At 68.6% G+C, this 15812-nt stretch carries 15 protein-coding genes; 12 read left to right on the forward strand and 3 right to left on the reverse strand.

The window, feature by feature from the left end:
- The first annotated feature begins 46 nt into the window (after window positions 1-46).
- Both TSH64_RS02920 and TSH64_RS02925 read left to right on the forward strand, forming a co-directional pair.
- A complete protein-coding gene (locus TSH64_RS02920; RefSeq protein WP_042703142.1) occupies window positions 47-556 on the forward strand; it encodes a sigma-70 family RNA polymerase sigma factor in 510 nt (169 codons plus the stop codon).
- Window positions 556-1503 carry an anti-sigma factor gene (locus tag TSH64_RS02925; protein WP_109095491.1) on the forward strand — a complete coding sequence of 316 codons (948 nt, stop codon included), beginning with the start codon at window positions 556-558 and terminating at the stop codon, window positions 1501-1503. The genes TSH64_RS02920 and TSH64_RS02925 overlap by 1 nt, the downstream gene beginning before the upstream one ends.
- 94 nt (window positions 1504-1597) lie before the next feature.
- Here the strand turns inward: TSH64_RS02925 and TSH64_RS02930 are convergent, their stop codons facing one another.
- Entirely contained in the window at window positions 1598-2248 is a 651-nt protein-coding gene (locus tag TSH64_RS02930; protein ID WP_247872711.1) for a dienelactone hydrolase family protein, read from the reverse strand.
- 139 nt (window positions 2249-2387) lie between these two features.
- Here TSH64_RS02930 and TSH64_RS02935 point away from each other — a divergent pair, with 139 nt between their 5' ends.
- The 8 genes from TSH64_RS02935 (at window position 2388) to TSH64_RS02970 (ending at window position 11280) form a co-directional block, all read left to right on the forward strand.
- A complete protein-coding gene (locus TSH64_RS02935; RefSeq protein ID WP_109095492.1) occupies window positions 2388-3227 on the forward strand; it encodes an SRPBCC family protein in 840 nt (279 codons plus the stop codon).
- The gene (locus TSH64_RS02940) at window positions 3224-4405 is read left to right on the forward strand and encodes a zinc-dependent alcohol dehydrogenase (RefSeq protein ID WP_109095493.1); all 1182 of its coding nucleotides are present in this window, start codon (window positions 3224-3226) and stop codon (window positions 4403-4405) included. Before TSH64_RS02935 ends, TSH64_RS02940 begins: the two co-directional genes overlap by 4 nt.
- Window positions 4406-4423: 18 nt before the next feature.
- Window positions 4424-4678, forward strand: coding sequence for a hypothetical protein (locus TSH64_RS02945; protein WP_109095494.1), 255 nt, complete (start codon window positions 4424-4426; stop codon window positions 4676-4678).
- Window positions 4679-4780: 102 nt separating this feature from the next.
- Window positions 4781-5503 (forward strand): DUF6683 family protein, encoded by a 723-nt coding sequence (locus TSH64_RS02950; protein WP_146207984.1) that lies wholly within the window; start codon window positions 4781-4783, stop codon window positions 5501-5503.
- A 207-nt stretch (window positions 5504-5710) separates the two neighbouring features.
- Window positions 5711-7693, forward strand: a complete 1983-nt coding sequence (gene treZ, locus TSH64_RS02955) for a malto-oligosyltrehalose trehalohydrolase (RefSeq protein WP_247872712.1) — start codon at window positions 5711-5713, stop codon at window positions 7691-7693.
- 28 nt (window positions 7694-7721) lie between these two features.
- Window positions 7722-9803, forward strand: a complete 2082-nt coding sequence (locus TSH64_RS02960) for an amylo-alpha-1,6-glucosidase (RefSeq protein WP_109095496.1) — start codon at window positions 7722-7724, stop codon at window positions 9801-9803.
- Window positions 9804-10379: 576 nt separating this feature from the next.
- Window positions 10380-10781: a hypothetical protein gene (locus TSH64_RS02965; RefSeq protein WP_109095497.1), complete on the forward strand. Its 402-nt coding sequence runs from the start codon at window positions 10380-10382 to the stop codon at window positions 10779-10781.
- A 136-nt stretch (window positions 10782-10917) separates the two neighbouring features.
- Window positions 10918-11280 (forward strand): hypothetical protein, encoded by a 363-nt coding sequence (locus TSH64_RS02970; RefSeq protein WP_247872713.1) that lies wholly within the window; start codon window positions 10918-10920, stop codon window positions 11278-11280.
- Between the two features lie 22 nt (window positions 11281-11302).
- On the opposite strand, the gene TSH64_RS02975 is transcribed toward TSH64_RS02970, so the two are convergent.
- Window positions 11303-12940 (reverse strand): polysaccharide deacetylase family protein, encoded by a 1638-nt coding sequence (locus tag TSH64_RS02975; RefSeq protein ID WP_109095499.1) that lies wholly within the window; start codon window positions 12938-12940, stop codon window positions 11303-11305.
- A 315-nt stretch (window positions 12941-13255) separates the two neighbouring features.
- Between TSH64_RS02975 and TSH64_RS02980 the strand changes: the two genes are divergently transcribed.
- A complete protein-coding gene (locus TSH64_RS02980; protein ID WP_109095500.1) occupies window positions 13256-13624 on the forward strand; it encodes a DUF2934 domain-containing protein in 369 nt (122 codons plus the stop codon).
- Window positions 13625-13658: 34 nt separating this feature from the next.
- On the opposite strand, the gene TSH64_RS02985 is transcribed toward TSH64_RS02980, so the two are convergent.
- Complete coding sequence (locus tag TSH64_RS02985; RefSeq protein ID WP_247872714.1) at window positions 13659-14987, reverse strand: L,D-transpeptidase family protein; 1329 nt, start codon at window positions 14985-14987, stop codon at window positions 13659-13661.
- A gap of 487 nt (window positions 14988-15474) precedes the next feature.
- Between TSH64_RS02985 and TSH64_RS36175 the strand changes: the two genes are divergently transcribed.
- Window positions 15475-15812 (forward strand): DUF882 domain-containing protein (locus TSH64_RS36175; RefSeq protein WP_247873344.1); only part of this gene is annotated, 338 nt, incomplete at its 3' end.

Consider the following 15812-nt stretch of genomic DNA (forward strand, 5'->3'; position numbering starts at 1 on the left):
CCATGGCGTGAGCCGTGGCGTGATCGGTTAAGGATCGGGTGCGCGGTTGAGCAAATTCGGGGTCGATCTGGAAGTCCACATCGCGTCCTTGCGGCGCTACGCGCGCGCGCTGATGCGCAACAGCGCGGATGCGGAGGATCTGGTGCAGGAGGCGCTGACGCGCGCGGTGGCGCGTGCCGACAGCTTCCAGGCGGGGACGAACCTGCGGGCATGGCTTTTCACCATCCTGCACAACGTCCACGTCAATCAGGTCCGTTCCAAGGCTGCCCGGCCGCAGGAGGTCGACGTCGACGACGTCGAATCCAAGCTGGTCAGCCCGCCCCGGCAGGAGGAGCGTGTCGAGCTGCGCGAGATGATGCGCGCGGTCGACGAGTTGCCGGAGGAACAGCGCAAGGTGCTGCTTCTGGTGGCGCTGGAGGGCCTGAAATACGACGAGGTCGCCGATATGCTCGGCGTGCCGATCGGGACCGTCATGTCGCGCCTGTCCAGGGCGCGCGAGGCGGTACGGGCGAAACTGGCGAACGAGGGTGGCGTTACCCTCCGGCGGGTGAAGTGATGAACGCGCATCAGGGACTGGGACGGGTCACGGAGGACGAACTCCACGCCTATGTCGACGGGCAGCTGGACGGCAACCGTCGTCTGGCGGTGGAGCGATGGCTGGCCGAGGATCCGGAGGCGGCACGCCGGGCGGAGGATTACCGCGCCCAGGCGATCCTGCTGCACGAGATGTTCGACACCGTCCTGCGCGAGCCGCCGAGCGACAAGGTTCAGGAACTGTCCGACCGGCTGAAGGGACGCGTCGCCTTCAACGACAACCGTCCGGCCTGGCATGCCCGTCCGCTGGTGCGTTTCGCCGCGGCGGTGATGCTGGTGGTCGCCGGCGCCGCCGGCGGCTGGATGGGCCGTGGCGTCGACCAGCAGGCCGCCGTCCCCGTCGCCCAGCAGCGCCAGACGCTTGCCACCTTCGCCCAGGAAGCCACCCAGGCGCACCGCTTCTACACCTCGGACGAACGCTTCCAGGTGGAGCTCGGCGCCGACAATCAGGACGAGCTGAACGGCTGGCTGTCCAAGCGGATGGGACGCGACGTCTTCGGGCCGGACCTGGGCCGCGTCGGCTATCGCCTGATCGGCGGCCGCTCGCTGCCGACCGATCTCGGCGCCGGCGCGCAGTACATGTATGCCAACGATGGCAACAAGCGGATCACCCTGTTCGTCGGCGCCCCGCAGAGCGGCAACCAGTCGAACTTCAGCTTCACCCAGAACGGCGACGTGGCGACCTTCTACTGGGTCGAAGGGCCGCTGGCCTACGCGTTGGCCGGCCGCCTGTCGAAGGAGGAGCTGCTGGAGATCGCCAAGGCGGTCTATCAGGACGTGAAGGCCGGCCCGCCGCGGCGCGAGGCCCCGCCGGAGCAGCCCCAGCAGCAGCCCCAACAGCAGCAGCAGCAGGAGCAGCCGGCGGGCGTGCAGCCGATCAGCGACACGCACAAGGCCAAGGAAAGCTGAGAGGCTGTTCAAGGCAGATCGAGGGGGGCGCCGATGGCGCCCCTTGTCGTTTCGGCAGAGCTTATCGTTTCGGCATGCCTTAAGTTTCTAGGCCTCATCGCTCCAGCAGGTAGGTCTTCAGCCAGTCGCGCACCTCGCGGCAGACCGCCTCCGACGCCTCTTCCAGCGCGTGGCCGGTGCCGGGGACCAGAACCAGCTTCTTCGGCTCGCCCGCCTTGCGGTGGACATGAATAGAGCAGCTGGCCGGCAGGATCTCGTCCGCCTCGCCGTGGATCAGCAGGACCGGGCAGGACAGGTCGCCGACCGGATCGGTGCCGTAGCCCTGGGTCGCCAGCGTCACCACGGTGCAGACCGCACCCCGGTTCGACGCCGCCGCCTGTATGACCACCGCGCCGCCGAAGGAATGGCCGACCAGCGCCACATGGTGGATGCCCTGCTGGCCCAGGAAGCTGAGCCCGCACAGCACGTCGTTCACCGCCTCCTCCAGGTCGCGCGGATCGCGGAAGCGCAGGCGCAGCGAGGCGACCCGGTCGGCGGTGAAATCCGCGGACAGGCGCGGATAAAGCCCGCGTGCCGGGCTGTCGAACCCGCCGCCGACCCCTCCGACCCACAGCACCGCCAGTTCGCCGTCCGGCACCGGGTAAAAGCGGGCCTGGACCGGGCCGCGGTCGGTTTCGAGTGTCACCGGCCGAAAGCCCTCGGCGTCGACGATGCCCATGGTGGCGTCCAGAAGCGGCACGGCCATCCTCCCATCCGATCTTTGCTGTAGGGACTAACAACGCAGACGCCCTGCGGTTGCCGCTTACCACAGCAGGTGAGGCAACGAAGCCGCAACCCGGCTGTTCTCTGTCCATGGTCTTTGCACAGACGGGAAAGGAGCGGCGATGGCGTCGAACAGTTTGACCGGGTGGGGTGGCCGCCGGCCGCAGCCGGACTCTCTCCTCTCTGGCCTGGGGTCCGGCCTTGCGGGGGTGGGATCGGGCGATGCCGCGACCGGCGGCCGCTGGCTTGCCATGGTCGGCGGTACGGCACTCGGCGTCCTGGGATTGCAGCGGCCGGGTTGGGGCGGGGCGATGATGGCGTTGGGCGGCGCCGGCCTGTTCGCCGCTGCTGCCCTCGGGATGCGGCCCTTCGGTGAGCGGTCGTTGCGCGTCGCGCCCGACCCCGGCGCGTGGCGCCACCAGGGTCCGGCCACCCGCCGCCGCTCGCTGACGCCGGAACGCACGCAGGCGGTGGTCACCATCGCGTCGGATGCCGGGACGATCTTCCGCTTCTGGCGCAACTTCGCCAACCTGCCCAAGCTGATGCCGCAGCTTGAGCGGGTCGATGTGCTGTCGGCGACCGAAAGCCGCTGGATCGGCAAATCCGCGACAGCGTCCACCGGGGGGACCGCAGGCGAGGCGCCGAACTGGCGCTGCGTGCTGGACCGCGTCGACGAGGACCGGCTGCTGACTTGGCATACGGTGGGCGAGACGGCCCTGCCGCACCGCGCCTCGCTGATGCTGAGCCCGGCGCCGGGCGACCGCGGGACTGAGGTGCGGCTGACGCTGGTCTACCGCGTGCCGGCGACCGAGGTGGCGGCGCTGCTGGGCATCACGCCGGCTGCCCAGGCGGAGGAGGCGCTGCGCCGGCTGAAGCAGCGGGTGGAGACGGGCGAGCTGTCCACCATCGAGCGGCAGCCGCGCGGCGGAACCTCCGGTCCCTTCCGGGAGGCGACGGAATGAAGGCGCTCTGCTGGAACGGAACCAACGACCTGCGGGTGGAGCGGGTGCCCGACCCGGTGCTGGTCAATCCGCATGACGTGATCGTCAAGGTGGCGCTGTCGTCGGTCTGCGGGTCGGACCTGCACCTGCTCGACGGCTATGTGCCAACCATGCGGCCCGGCGACATCATCGGCCACGAGTTCCTGGGCGAGATCGTCGAGAAGGGGCCGGAGGTCCGCTATCTCAACCGCGGCGACCGGGTCATCACGGTGTCGATCATCGGCTGCGGCCAGTGCGGGCACTGCCGGCACGGCGAAAGCTCGCTGTGCGACAACTCCAACCCGAATCCGGACTATGCCCGCACCGCCTACGGCCATTGCGGCGCCGGCATCTTCGGCTACAGCCATGCCTTCGGCGGCTATGCCGGCAGCCATGCCGAGTACATCCGCGTGCCCTATGCCGACTTCAACGCCTTCCGCGTGCCCGACGGGGTGAGCGACGAGAAGGCTGTCTTCGTCTCCGACGCGGTGCCGACCGGCTACATGGCCGCCGACATGGCGGGCATCAAGCCGGGCGACGTGGTGGCGGTGTGGGGCTGCGGCGGCGTCGGCCAGATGGCGATCCGCAGCGCCTTCCTGCTGGGGGCGGAGCGGGTGATCGGCATCGACCGCGTGCCCGACCGGCTGCGCGCCGCCCAGATGAAGGCAGGGGCGGAGACGCTGGATTACAGCCGCGTCGACATCTTCGACGCGCTTCAGGCGATGACCGGCGGGCGCGGTCCCGACGTCTGCATCGACGCCGTCGGCATGGAGGCCGACAGCGGGTCGAACGCGGTGGAGGATCTCTATGACCGGGCCAGGCAGGCGGTGGGGTTGCAGACCGACCGGCCGGCGGTGCTGCGCCAGATGATCGAGAGCTGCCGCAAGGGCGGCACCCTGTCCATCGTCGGCGTCTATGGCGGGCTGATCGACAAGTTCCCGATGGGGGCGGCGATGAACAAGGGCCTGACCTTCCGCATGGGCCAGCAGAATGGCCAGCGCTATGCCGAGCGGCTGTTCGAGCACATCCGCAACGGCGAGTTGGACCCTTCCTACCTGATGACGCACCGGCTGCCGCTGGACGACGGCCCGCAGGCCTACCGCATGTTCAAGGAGAAGGCCGACGACTGCCTGCGCGTCGTCTTCGCGCCGCAGGGGTGATGCGACAAGGAGAGACAGATGGAACTGGTCTATGCCTATCCCGCGGAGCGTGGCCGGGGGGTGGAGGCCGAGATCGTCGGCAGCCTGCGCGACCGCTTCGGCGACGTCGTGCAGCGGGGGCGGGAGGAGCGGGACGCCGAGCGCGGCGACCGGTCCGACGTGGTGGTGACGCTGGAGGTCGGCGACGACAAGGCCGAGGCGGCGCTGACCGCGCTCCGCGCCCACCCGCTGGTGATCGATGCCGCCGCCCGGAGCTTCGGCGAGCGGGTGTGAGGAGGCTTTGACGCCGGAAGCGATACCTCCATCGGGTCTCTTTCCAGCGAGAACGGTCTGTCGTCCGCTCTCCGTCCTCGTGTCTCGAAAAAGGAAGGTCGGATGAGGAGGTTTCTGAGCGTCATGGCCCTGGCCGTCGCGCTGGGCGGGAGCGACGCGGCCGCCCAGCAGTCGATCATCGACGGCTGGGCGTGGAGCACCCTCGTGCCGTCGATTGCCCAGACCGACATACTGGGCACCCATCTGCGCGAACTGAGGAACGAGCAGGAACGGCGCAACACGCCGCCGCCGGATGTCTCGCGGCTGGGATTCACGCCGTCGAAGGTGCGGCGCAACGCCAATCTCGCCGCCTTCGTCGAAAAGACGCGGGCGGTCGATCCGAACGGCGCCGCCGATCTGCAAAGGCTGTTCGCCGAGGGCGACATCATCGAGCGGATCGGGGCGGCGATCGCCCCCGTCGGCCTGCGGACCGACAATCTCGCGGATGTCTACGCGCTATGGTGGATCGCCGCCTGGCAGGCGACGCGCGGCGATAACGACACGCTGGGCCGCGACATGTACGCCGCCGTCCGCGCCCAGTCGGCACGTGCGCTGAACGCCGCCGGCAGTCCGGGCAAGGCCTCCGATGCCGAGAAGCAGGAGCTTGCCGAGGCTCTGCTGGTCCAGACCATGCTGATCGACGTCGCGGTGGATCGGGCCAAGGGCAATCCCGCGCTCATGCGGCAGGTCAAGCTGGCCGTCGCCAAGGGCGCGCGGGGCATGGGGCTCGACATGGCCGGGATGGAGATCACCGGCGGCGGCTTCGTTCCCAACGGCAAGCGGTGAGGCGGCAAACGGTGAGGCGGCAAGAGGTGAGAAGTAGCAGGCGGTGAGGAGCCGCGGCATCGCCCGGCCGCTCATCCGGTCGCCGAACCCGCCGCTAGATCCATAGTTTTCGAAACAATTCTCCACCTCCGGCGTGATCACACCGCCTCGCTCCTGTTTAGCGTAGGCACAGCGGAAATCCGCATCACTCACCGGGGGGCCGTTGCCGTGACGATTTCCGCCGCAATTCCGCTTGTCGAGCAGGCGCAGGCCACTGTCGAACGCCGCTGGCCCATCGGGGTGGAGGTGCTGCCCGGAGGCGCCCATGCCAGGGTCTGGGCGCCCGATGCCGAGCGGGTGGAACTGGTCGCCGAACCGGAGGGGCGGGCAACGGTACTGGGCGACGAGGGGAACGGCTATTTCTCCGGGACGGTTCCGGAGTTGGAGGCTGGCGGACTCTACCGCTTCCGGCTGGACGGGAAGGAGATGCTCTATCCCGACCCGATATCGCGCTTTCAGCCGGAGGGGTCGCATGGGGCCTCGCAATTGGTCGATCCACACCGCTTCGCCTGGACCGACCAGGGCTGGCAGGGCCGCGCTATCAAGGGGCAGGTGATCTACGAGATGCACATCGGCACCTTCACACCCGAAGGGACCTGGGATGCCGCGCTGGCGGAGCTGCCGAGGCTGGCCGATCTGGGCGTGACGGTGCTGGAGCTGATGCCGGTGTCTGAGTTTCCCGGCCGCTTCGGCTGGGGCTATGACGGGGTGAACCTGTTCGCGCCGACGCGGCTCTATGGCGATGACGATGCCATGCGGCGCTTCGTGAATGAGGCCCATCGGCTGGGGCTCGCCGTCATTCTCGACGTCGTCTACAACCATTTCGGGCCGGACGGCAATTATTTGAAGTGCTTCGCCAAGGACTACTTCACCGACCGCTACAAGAACGACTGGGGCGAGGCGATCAACTTCGACGGCCCCAATTCGGAGCCGGTGCGGGAGTTCTTCCTGACCAACGCCGCCTTCTGGATCGAGGAATATCACCTGGACGGGTTGCGGCTGGACGCCACCCAGTCGATCAATGACGGCAGCGAAGCCCAGGGCAAGCCGCACATTCTGACTGAAATCTCGCGTGCCGTGCGCCAGGCCGCCGGCGGGCGCGCCACCATTGTCGTGGGGGAGAACGAGCCGCAGCATGCCAGCATGGTGAAGCCGGCCGAAGAGGGCGGCTGCGGGCTGTGCGCCATCTGGAACGACGACCTGCACCATTCGGCGATGGTGGCGCTGACCGGCCGGATGGAGGCCTACTACACCGATTATCGCGGCACACCGCAGGAGTTCGTGTCGGCGATGAAGTACGGCTTCCTTTACCAGGGACAGTGGTATCGCTGGCAGCGCAAGCGGCGCGGCATGCCGGCCTTTGGCGTGCCAAGCCCGGCCTTCGTCAGCTTCCTGCAGAATCACGACCAGATCGCCAACTCCGCGCGCGGCCTGCGGTTGCATGCCCTGACCACGCCGGGCCGACTGCGGGCGATGACGGCATTGTTCCTGCTGGGACCCGGCACGCCGATGCTGTTCCAGGGCCAGGAATTCGCCGCCAGCACCCCCTTCCTCTATTTCGCCGACCACAAGCCGGATCTGGCCGGACTGGTCGAGAAGGGCAGGGCGGAGTTCCTGGCCCAGTTCCCCAGCATCGTTGGGCCGGCGATGCAGGCGGCCCTGCCGAAGCCGCATGCCGAGGACAGCTTCACCCGCTGCAAGCTCGACCATCGCGAGCGGGAAAGCAACGCCGCGGTCTGGGCGCTGCACCGCGACCTGCTGCGCCTGCGCCGCGAGGACCCAGTCTTTGCCGCCCAGTGCACCGGCGGACTGGACGGCGCCGTGTTGGGGGAGGAGGCTTTCGTCCTGCGCTTCTTCGGGGAAGAGGGCGACGACCGGCTGCTGCTGGTCAACCTCGGCCGCGACCTCACCTTGACTGTGCTGGCCGAGCCGCTGCTGGCGCCACCCCTCGACGGCGCCTGGACGGTGCTGTGGTCCAGCGAGGAGCCCGCCTATGGCGGTTGCGGCACGGCGGCGGTGGAGCAGCCGGACGGAGCGTGGCGGCTGCCCGGCCATGCGGCGCTGGTTTTGGGACCGGCACATGGCTTTTCGACGGAAAGCGACGATGAGGGAGGCAACACAACCCCGGTCATCGTGGTTTCCCAAGGATAGGAAACCGATAGCTGAGCATAGGTCCACCATGGCTGATTTCGTCCGCACCCTGTCACGCGAGGTCCTGAACACCGGTCCGAAAGGTGCCGAAACCCGTGAATGGCTGGTTGCCAACGGTCTTGGCGGCTATGCCTCCGGGTCGGTGTCGGGGGCGGTGACACGGCGTTATCACGGGCTGCTGATCGCCGCACTGCCGGCCCCGCTCGGCCGCGTGCTGATGCTGAGCCAGTTGAGCGACGTGGTCATCGACTCCGACGGTCACCGCTATCGGCTGAGTTCCCGCGACACTGGCGGTGATCCAGGCGGTGGCGATCCAGGCGGTGGCGATCCGGCCGGCGGCGAAGCGGGGGAGGAGGGGCAGACCGCCGCCCTGCAGGAATTCCGCATGGAGACCGGGCTGCCGGTCTGGCGCTTCCGTGCCGGCGGGGCGGTGATCGAGAAGCAGGTCGTCCTGCCGCACGGCCAGAACATCGTCCACGTCACCTACCGGGTGATGGAAGCGAAGGCACCGGTGCAGCTGCGGCTGAGGCCGGTGCTGGCCTTCCGCACGCTGGAATCGGCGGTGGACCGCCCGCTGGCCGGGGCCTATCGAATCACCGCGTCGGGGCAGCAATATGAGGTCTCGGCCGGGCCCGACCTGCCGGTGCTGCGCATGGCCATCGAAGGCGGCGATTTCCCGATGACGCTCGACGGCGGTATCCGCCGCGACGTCTATTACCGGGTGGAGGATGAACGCGGCTACCAGTCGCGCGGGTCGCTGTGGACGCCGGGCTATTTCAGCGGCGAGGTTGGGGCAGGCCAGAGCATCACCTTCGCCGCCGCGACCGAAGACTGGTGGCGGCTGGAGGCCCTGCCGCCGGCCGACGTGCTGGGCTTCGAGGCGGAACGCCGCCGCCGCATCATCCAGAACGCCCACCCCAGCTTGCGCGACGGCGCGATGGCGGAACTGGTGCTGTCGGCCGACAGCTTCCTGTTCGTGCCGGCCGGCCGCGTCGCCGACCAGATGCGGGCGCGGGCGGAGGGTGACGAGGTGCGGACGGTGATCGCCGGCTACCACTGGTTCACCGATTGGGGCCGCGACACCATGATCGCGCTGGAGGGGCTGACGCTCGCCACCGGACGCCATCTGGAGGCGGGTTGGATCCTGCACACCTTCGGCCATTACATCCGCGACGGCCTGATCCCCAACATGTTCCCCGACGGCAAGGACCGCGGGCTGTACCACACCGCCGACGCCACGCTGTGGTTCTTCCACGCGCTTCACCGCTATCTCGGCGTCACCGGCGACCGCGACACGCTGCGCCTGCTGCTGCCCAAGCTGCGCGAGGTGATCGACTTCCACCGCCGCGGCACCCGCTTCGGCATCGGCGTCGATCCCCGGGACGGGCTGCTGCGCCAGGGGCAGGAGGGCTACCAGCTGACCTGGATGGACGCCAAGGTCGATGACTGGGTGGTCACGCCGCGCCGCGGCAAGGCGGTGGAGATCAACGCGCTGTGGCACAACGCCCTGCGGCTGACGGCCGGCTGGCTGCGCGAGGAGGAGGGCGAGGCCGCCGCCCGCCCGCTGGAGGAATTGGCCGATCAGGCACGCGCCTCGTTCAACGCGCGCTTCTGGTGCCCGTCCGCCGGGCACCTGTTCGATGTGGTGGATGGCGAGCATGGCGACGACATCGCCTGCCGTCCCAACCAGATCTTTGCCGTCTCGCTCGACCATCCGGTTCTGGAGCGCGAGCGCTGGGAGCCGGTGGTGGAGACGGTGCGCAAGCACCTGCTGACCCCGTTGGGGCTGCGGTCGCTGGCGCCGGGCTGCCGCGACTACAAGGCGAAATATTTCGGCGACCTGCGGGCGCGCGACGCCGCCTACCACCAGGGCACCGTCTGGGGCTGGTTGATCGGCCCCTATGTCGATGCCTGGCTGAAGCTGCATCCGGAGGACAAGGAAGGTGGGCGCCGGCTGCTTGAGGGGTTCCTGCCCCATCTGGATGAGGCCGGCATCGGCACCATCAGCGAAATCTTCGATGCGGAGGCCCCGTTCACCCCGCGCGGCTGCATCTCGCAGGCCTGGAGCGTGGCCGAGGTGCTGCGCTGCTGGGTGAAGACGGAAAGCTAGGCGGCGCCGGGGGTTGCGGACGTCACCCACCCGAAGGTAATAGGGCGGCCGATGGGGGCCGCCTTACCCGCATCGATGGTGCAATGCCCTTGGGAGCAGTTGTCAACAGGGCACAACAGGGTGTGAAATCGCAGGGTCCGGTGAAATGTGACAGATTTCAGTTGACACGCCCCTGAGGCCCCGGCAGCCGGAAAAACGTGATTATTCTTATAAATCAGGTGGTTGCATAGATTGCCTGATTTTTGGGCAAACACAGCAGGCCCCTTGAATCGCCTTGCGCGAATCGGGACTGCCCACGGCTTGCCCACACAGTTATCCACAGCCTCTGTGGAGACCGCAGGCGAGGCCGGCGGCCAAGCCCTTCGTCGTGCCTATCCAATGAACCTGTCCATAAGATGCCTTTACTTTGGGCAGGGATCGGGCCGGCGCTCAGCGCAAGGGGGTAACCGTATTGGATTTTGGCCAGACCGGAGAAAGCACCCTATAGTTCCCAAACCGGTTCCTTCGGCAATCCGAAGGGGCCAAGCGAATGAGACCGTACGGGGTGCGGGGAGAACAGCCAGAGCGGAGGTGCCAATGCGGAGCGTTGTGCGGGGCGTCGCCGGCTTGCCATACCCGGCAGTCCGGCCTGGGCTGATCCGGCCTGGGCCGGGCCGGGCCGGATGGGCGGACGGCGATGCCGTCGCCAAGCCGACCGAAGCGCCGGCACGGGGCCTCCTGGGCGGGCTGCCCGCCCTGGTCGGTCCGCTGCTGGGCGCGTCGGTGCTGGGGGCGCTGATCCTCCATCTCATGGCCAGCCTGGTTGCGCAGCTTCCGGCCACCGATGCGCTGGGGGCCCTGTCGGTGATTGTCGGCATGGCGGTTGTCCTCGTCACCCTGCTGCCCTTCACCTTGCTGTCCTTCAGGCGGGCGCAGCGGGCATGGGCGGCAATGCAGGGCTTCGGGCAGGAGACCGGGCAGGGCAGCGGCCGTCCCTGAGGCATCAGGCTTTTCCCTGACGGAAACCCGGCAGGATTTCGTTGCTACGCGAAGCGTGCCCGCGTTTAATCGCGGGCGGGGGCGGCATTCGCCCTTCCGTCCGTCGCAAGCGGGGGCGGCTTTCCGGGGGCAGGGTATGGGGCTTTTCGATTTTCTGAAGGTCTCGGTGGCCGACAAGAAGGCGGCCAAGCCGGCGGCCCGCATGCCGGTCAGCGTCATCCAGTGCGACGGAAAAAGCTATCCCATCGTGTCGCTGACGCCCAAGGGCTTCGTCGCCCGCGGTTTCGACGGGTCGCTGGTGGTCGGGCAGAACGCCAAGGTTGCGGTGCGCGTCGACGATGCCGCCGGCAAATTCGCCTTCAACGCGACCGTTTCGGTGGTCGAGGTGAAGGGCGACAATGTCGGTGCGACCTGGAGCATCCTGCCGACGGAAGTCGACGCGGTGATCCGCCAATACGCCCAGAACCGCAAGAAGCAGGACGGCAAGGGCGCCCGCTGAAACACGGGCTTACAGGCGGTCGTTACTGGCGGCCGTTCGCCTCGTCCCCGCCCGGTGAGGGCATGCCGGCATTGACGATCTTCGGCAGCGCCAGGATGCGCGCCCGTTCCAGCCATTCCGACAGGGTGACGAACTCGCAGCCCTTGGCTTTCAGTTCGGCGATGACGCGGGGCAATGCCTGCGCCGTGCTGGGATAGGTGGAGTGCATCAGGAAGACGTTGCCCGGCAGCCCGCCCAGCTTGATCTGGCTGACGATCTTGTCGGCGTTGCGCACCTGCCAGTCGCGCGTGTCCACCGACCACAGGACGGATCCCATGCGCTCGTCCCGCGCGATGGTCAGCAGCTCTTCCGAATAGCGGCCGTAGGGAGGGCGGAACAGCACCGGATTGGCGCCGAAGCTGCGCAGGATGCGGTTGGTCTCCGCGATCTCGTAGCGGGCGCCGGTGGCGTCCATCTTGCGCAGGTCGGAATGGGTCAGGCTGTGGTTGCCGATCTCGTGCCCGGCAGCGACGAAATCATGGATCAGGTCGCCCTGCCGCTCGGCGATGCGGCCCACCGGGAAGTAGGTGGCGCGCACGCCTTCCTGGTTCAAAATGTCCAGGATCTGGCGGGTGACCGTGCGGTGCGGCCCGTCGTCGAAGGTCAGGGCGCAGAGGTTCCAGTTCTCCCGCTTCAGCGTCGCCGGCATCACGTCATAGCGCGAATCCGGCATCACCGAGCGCAGCCGGCCCTTGCGGCGGCTGTGCTGCTCGATGTCCGCCATGGTGCGGGCGTCTTCCTCGTTGTAGATGATCAGCCCGTCGGCTGGCGGCGTGGCGTTGGCCACCGACGGCGGCGGCGGAGCCAGCGGAGCGGCGACAGCCGAACCGATCGGCGCCAGCACGGAAGAGGTGGTTGTCGTCACCGTCTCGCGGTTGCCGGCCGGCTGCGGCGGCTTGGCCTCGGCGGCTGCGGCAGCCGGCATGGGGACCGGGGCGACCGCCAGGGTCACGGCCGGCGGCTTTGCCGTTGCAGGGGCCGACGCAGCAGGCATAGCAGGGGCCAATCCCGGGATTGCCGAGGCGCCGCCCGCCGCCGGCGCGGACGGAGCAATGACAGTGGCAGTAGCGGCTGTCGCCGCCTTCTCTGCCGGCTTTTCGGCCACGGCCGGCCGGTCCACGAGGAGACAGCCGAAGCCGGCGCCGACGATCCGCCGACACAGCGCCCGCGCGTCCGTGCCCTTGCCGACCTGGGCGTAGAGCGCCACGCCGGCACCGCTCTTCCCGTCCAGCGGCAGGACCGAAGCGGTCAGACCCGCGGTCAGGTCCCGCTCGCGCTGCTGCAAATTCTTCCAGCTCAGCCACGCATCGCCGTCGCGGGAATAGATGCCCAGCTGTAGAATCGGACCATCGGGCGCCGGGGCCGCCGCGGGCGTGGCGGCCTGCACCGGGACAGCAGGCTTCGCCTCCACCTTTACGGCGGACGGGCGCTTCGCGGCGGGCTCGGCAGCGGCAGCGGCTGCGGGCAGGGCGGGCAGGCCGAGCACGCAGGCCAGCAAAGCGACCTTGAGCAGGCCGGCGTGGTCACGCGGGGCCAGGGCGCCGCCTTGGCTTCGGACGGCATCGGCCGCCCGGGTCCGGGTGCTGGTTGAGGCGGGATTCGGCCAGAAAATGCGCAACATATCGGTCCCGTCGCTTGGCCCAGCCACTGTCTGCGGACCGCCGGTTGATGGCGGTGCAATATCATCACGATGGGGTTAATTCAAACGACAAGCGGCGGAATTGTGGCGGCTTCGCCGCTTTTCACAGGGGCGTTGCCGTTCGGAAACGGTAGCGGATGCGGGCAGTACGAAAGCATAGGGCGGAAGCGCGCCGGAACCGCCGGGGGAGCGGCGGGGTTCACTACAGGACCGGCGGGATGGGCCTGGGCGGCGACTGCCGCCGGGCGCCGTTCCCGCCTCCCCCCGCAAGCCCCACCCGTGAAGGAGACGACCCGTATGGCCGAGGATTTGGAAAGCCGCATCCGTCGGCGCGCGCACGAGATCTGGGTCAATGAAGGCCGGCCGGAGGGTCGTTCCGAGGCCCATTGGGAACTGGCCAGCGAAGAGATCGCCATCCAGGACAATTATCGTGACACGCTGAAGCCCAACCCCGCCGGCGGTCCGGAAGCGACCGCGATGCGAACCGAACCGGTCGAGCCGGTGCTGAGCATCGCCAATCAGGGCGAACAGCCCGGCCTCGCCGACCAGGGCGAGGAGATGGGCATCCCGATGCGCGGCGACCGCGACGTCTGGCCGACGCCGGAAGAGGCCGCATCGACCGCCGTGCCGCCCAACCGCAGCAAGAAGACGCGGCGCCGGGCCTGACCCTATAGGCAGGCGCCGCGCGGTCCGGCCTTCCTCAGACGCTGGACCTGCCTGCAGACTGTTCCGCCGTGCCGCTCTTGTCCAGCGGCATGGCGGCGCGGCCCGCGTCGGGCTGCCCGCCGCCGGGCGGCAGGGCAGCCGGAGCCGGCGCGGGGGCCGCGGCGGGCGTGGTGCCCGGAAGCGCGCCGGGCAGCGGCGCCGGAACGGACACCGCGGCCGGCGCGTCGTCCAGCCGGTCATAGATGTCCGGATGCAGGCGGACCGCCCCATCGGCCTCAACGGTCGCGATCCAGTAGACGAACTGCACCGGCATCGGCGTCGCCAGCTTGACCCATTGCGGCTGCTGCCTGCTCAGCAGGCGGTCGATCCGCTCCGGCGTCACGCTGGTGCCCTGCAACAGCAGTTCGGCCAGCTTGCGCGGATCCTCCAGACGGACGCAGCCGGAGCTGATCGAGCGCAGCTCGCGGGCGAACAGCCGCGGCTCGTTGGTGCCGTGCAGATAGATGTCGTACGGGTTGGTCAGGTTGAAGCGGAAGCGGCCGAGCGCATTGTGGTCGCCCGGCTGCTGGACGATGCGGACGCGGCCCGGCGTGACGTCGTGCCAGTCGACCGTTTCCGGCGCCACCTCCTGCCCGTCGAGATAGACGATGGCGTTCTGGATGCCGGGCGTGCCCTTGGCGCGCAGGTTCGGCAGCTTGTCTTCCTTCAGGACGGTGGGCGGCACCGTCCAGGTGGGGTTGACGATGACGTGGGTGATGCGGTCGGTCAGCAGCGGCGTCTCGCGCGACGGCCGGCCGACGATGGCGCGCATCGTCAGCTCCTCCTCCCCGCCGCGGACCAGGGTGGTGGTCTGGTTGGTCAGGTTCACCACCAGGATATTGTCCGGGGCGGTGTCGCGGAAGCTGCGCATCGCGACGGCGCTCTGCCGCATCAGCGCCGCGGCCTCGGCCGGCGTGCGGTCGAGCGCCGCCCTCGTGCCGGCGCCGATCAGCCCGTCGGGCTTCATCCGCTGGGCGAGCTGGAAGGCCTTCACCGCGCGGTCGACGTCGACGGTGAACACCTCCGACACCTTGTCGGCCGGCAGCAGGCCGAGTTCGGCCAGACGCTGAGCCAGCCGGCCTACACGCTCGCCGCTGCTGCCCAGCTTCATCAGCCCGCCTTCCCCGATCCGGGTGGAGGTCTGCACGGGCGCGCTGTCCAGCTCCACCGCGGCGGCGTCCAGCCGGTCGGCCCACTGGGTCAACGTGTCGCGGTAGGGCAGGGCGTCCGCCGGCCCGGCCCCGAGCAGCGCCATCGCCGATGCGGCGGTCAGCGCCAGCAGGGCCAGCTTGCGGGACATGCGGAGGTCGGCGGAAGCGATCATGGCGGCACCTTCTGTCACTGTGGTCCAGCGCAGCATCGGAATGGATGCACCGCTGCCCTTCCGATCAATTTATGCAACGCAATAATGGAAGGCGAGGCGCGCGGCGAGAAATCCGGTCGATCATTCTTCCGGTGTGATCTTCCTGCCGCCGTCCTATGACCCGCCTATGCAAGAAGGTCACACTGCAAAATTTTTTAATTGCCTCAGCCGATGACCTTCCTTATACGAATATCCGTCCGGAGACGATTCACACCAGACGGGACGCTTCGGATCAGCGTTGGTCCTAAGGCTGATACTATACACCGCGGGCGCCGCGCGACCCGCCAAACGCCGAACGGCCACAGCGTAGAACGGCAAAAACGTAAGACGACGAGGTTCGGGGATGCATTTGGGGGATGATGAGCGTGCCGCACCGGCAATCGGGCGGCGCGGGTTCCTTGGTTTTGCCGCGGCGGCGGTATCTGCGGCTCTTCCGGCCGCATCGGGGATGATGACGGGGGTCGCCACCAGCGTGGTGACTGGTGTGGCGACGGCGCCGGTCCTTCTGGGATCGGGCTCTGCGGAAGCCGCTCCCCTGGCCGGCAGTGTCCGGCGCCTCAGCCTGCACAACATCAACACGCAGGAACGGTTCGACGGCGTCTATTGGGCCGACGGCAACTACAAGCCGGACGCGCTGCGCAAGCTTGACGTGCTTCTGCGCGACCATCGCGCCAAGCAGGTCTGCCACTACGACCCGCGCCTGTTCGACCTGCTCGCCCGCGTTCACCAGAGCGTCGGATCCGACGATCCGTTCGAGGTGATCTGCGGCTACCGCTCCCGCCGCAC

The organism is Azospirillum sp. TSH64, from assembly GCF_003116035.1.
GTDB lineage: Bacteria > Pseudomonadota > Alphaproteobacteria > Azospirillales > Azospirillaceae > Azospirillum.